This window comes from Alkalilimnicola ehrlichii (assembly GCF_003399765.1).
GTDB lineage: Bacteria > Pseudomonadota > Gammaproteobacteria > Nitrococcales > AK92 > AK92.
Genome location: NZ_NFZV01000067.1, coordinates 1 through 2538 on the forward strand (window position 1 = coordinate 1; position 2538 = coordinate 2538).

At 52.4% G+C, this 2538-nt stretch carries 3 protein-coding genes; 1 reads left to right on the forward strand and 2 read right to left on the reverse strand.

All coding sequences use genetic code 11. From position 1 onward, the window contains the following. Positions 1 to 201, reverse strand: a 201-nt coding sequence (locus tag CAI21_RS22615) for a hypothetical protein (protein WP_220349070.1), incomplete at its 3' end; no start/stop codon positions are given. 401 nt (positions 202 to 602) lie between these two features. On the opposite strand from CAI21_RS22615, the gene CAI21_RS22620 reads away from it, so the two are divergent. Continuing rightward, positions 603 to 1115, forward strand: a complete 513-nt coding sequence (locus CAI21_RS22620) for a discoidin domain-containing protein (protein WP_181919608.1) — start codon at positions 603 to 605, stop codon at positions 1113 to 1115. 864 nt (positions 1116 to 1979) lie between these two features. On the opposite strand, the gene CAI21_RS23505 is transcribed toward CAI21_RS22620, so the two are convergent. After that, positions 1980 to 2538, reverse strand: a 559-nt coding sequence (locus CAI21_RS23505) for a hypothetical protein (RefSeq protein ID WP_181919609.1), incomplete at its 5' end; no start/stop codon positions are given.

The following is a 2538-nucleotide window of genomic DNA, read 5'->3' on the forward strand; positions in this document are numbered from 1 at the left end:
GAACATCGTGCCGCTGTCCTGGTGCGCCGCACCGTAGACTGCCTGACCATTGATATTGGTGGCACCTTCGGTGATCAGGAGGCGCTGGTCGTCAGTCCGATTGAGGAACTGATCCACCTCGGTAAGGCCGCCCTGTAGGGTCTGCCCGTCCTGGATGTCGCCGTCGCGCAGCGGGACACCCAACAAAGCTTCACAGGACACCCAAGAACCGAGTGCTTGACCGCTTGCGGACACTTGATCGCAAGGATGGGCATTCTGGCGTTGGTAACCGTAACAGAACAGCCTGATTCAGGTATTACCACGTTAAAAGACACGATACTGATTCAAGTACTGCTATCAACGCACCACGAAGGACTTTAGCTACCGCAAAAACTGCCGATACAGCGGCTGGCTTAACAGCCGTAAGCTTCGGCCGGAGCACGCTTCGCATACGCATGCCCGGTCGCTAAACGTGTACTTCACGGAAAAATTATCGGTAAAGATCTGACCGAGAACACATAGGGGGTATCGGGAAAGTTCTATTGATTATTTGCTTAACAGGAAAAACAAGTGCGCCGCCGCGTTTGGCAGTGGCGGTACCTACAATCTCTGGTATGTATCCAATGAAAACGATAAAAATGGCTTTCTGTTTGGCACTCGTGTTGGCTATTGCCGGCTGTGGAGGGGATTCATCCTCCTCCAAGTCGAGCAAGCAGGACACACCGCCCGAGCCTCGTAACGTCGCGGCTGAAGTGAACGGTGGGAAAGCGACCGCGACCTACGACTCGGACAATGCTTACTTGGTTAACGATGGGGAAACCGAGGGGGATTTCTGGTCCGGCAATGTTGTCGGTGATCATATTACCATCGAGTTCGACAAGGCCTATGAGGTCTCTGGACTTGAGCTCTACACCAACGCCGCCAATAACTCCAGTACATCGATCCAGTTCTCCAGCGACGGTGAGAACTTCGATTCGATCAATCTTCTTAGTGGCGATTGTTTTTCAATGCAGATGGGAAGCGGCCGAATTACGTGCACTTTCTATCAGGACCGCCGCGCAACCCACGCACGCGTAGTAATCAAACAAAACGCTCATGATGTCCGGATCTACGAGCTTATTGTTACCGGAACGTAAATCTTGCGGCGCCCCGTCAAACGGGGGCGCCTTATCCTGCCGGCACGGGCCGGTGCGCCTGACAACGGCGAATCTCTGGAAACGGTCACCTCATGATTCGGAAGGGAACCTCGACCTAGGCTCAACAGTATATCTCTGGTTCTCGCCCTGCCTGTTACTACATTGGGTGGATGTCCCCTAGTTTCCCCCAACTCCATACAGATACCAGCGTAACTGCACCCTTCCGCCGCATCAACGCTAAGATTATTCTCTGACAACCAGTACTTCTCGAAACCGGGCGCATAAGAAACAAAGAACTTCAGCAGGTCGACTGGAGTACGGATCATTCATTCAACCCTCCTGTTCTCGCATTTTGTATATCTCTCAGCATTTCCTGCGCCGCATGAACATCTGCGGGCCGGCTTACATTGGGTGGATGTCCCCTAGTTTCACTACCTAGTTTCAACTATTAGGGGAAAGTGGCTGTCAGATGGGTACCCCCCCTAGTTCACTAGTTCCCGGTGCTATACCACCGCAAACTGAAAATCTTCGCAAAAGAATCGAACAACTTCCTCTTGAGATGGATCTCTCACATAGAAACCACCGATCGAATTCGCCTCCTCTTTTCCAACAAGGATTTCCAAGTGCGGTATAGAAATCAAACTTAGCTCTGGCTGCGACAGTTGCAAATATTTCACCCCATAAAAATCTATATATAGCGCCTCATCAGAAGGGTAATCTAACGATTTTTCATTACGATTGATAGGACTTGCTTCATCACGCCACCACTACTGAAGGCTTGTTTTAATAAGAAGGAAGCAAGAACTCTATACTTTGTTGGCGAAGAAGCGTAGTACTCATTAATTTTTTCCCGTCGCATCATACTCATTCTGGAAACTCCCCTGGTGAGTGGTTATCAACCTGCCGCCCATCTGGATATTTCGCGTCATATTCGTAGCGCGTATAGTGAGTATCGGGAATCTCCGCAGCCCTGTTACCAGCATTGTAGTCTGTTCGACCTACCTGTCGGCCATAATCATCGTAGTGTGCTTTCCAAGGCTCTACTCGTCCTCTATCGTTTATGTATTGACCTTCAAGAGTTTTCGTACCCGGCGCAATGTACTTAGGAGCTTTCTTGCTAAATAATTCATCGGGAAAGGTTCCCTCCTTTAGGACATCCCCCGCCCCACCCCCAGCCGACGGCGCCGCCCCCTGCCCCTGAGGGCCACTACCACTGTCGCTAAGTTCGCCCTGGCTCGGGTTGCCCTGGTCAGTGCGCCCGTTGCCACCTTTACCGCGCCCCCACTGCCCTAGCTGCCCTAGCTGCTGTAGCCCCGCATCGACCAGGTCGTCCACCTGCCTCATCGAACTGGCGAGCAGTCCGCCCCCGACGACCAGCGCCGCATCGGTACTCACGCTAACCACCGCATCCCAGGTCGGGGTA

Bases quoted from the DNA above. Each gene is read 5' to 3' on its own strand.
- CAI21_RS22620 (WP_181919608.1), top strand. From the start codon at position 603: ATGAAAACGATAAAAATGGCTTTCTGTTTGGCACTCGTGTTGGCTATT.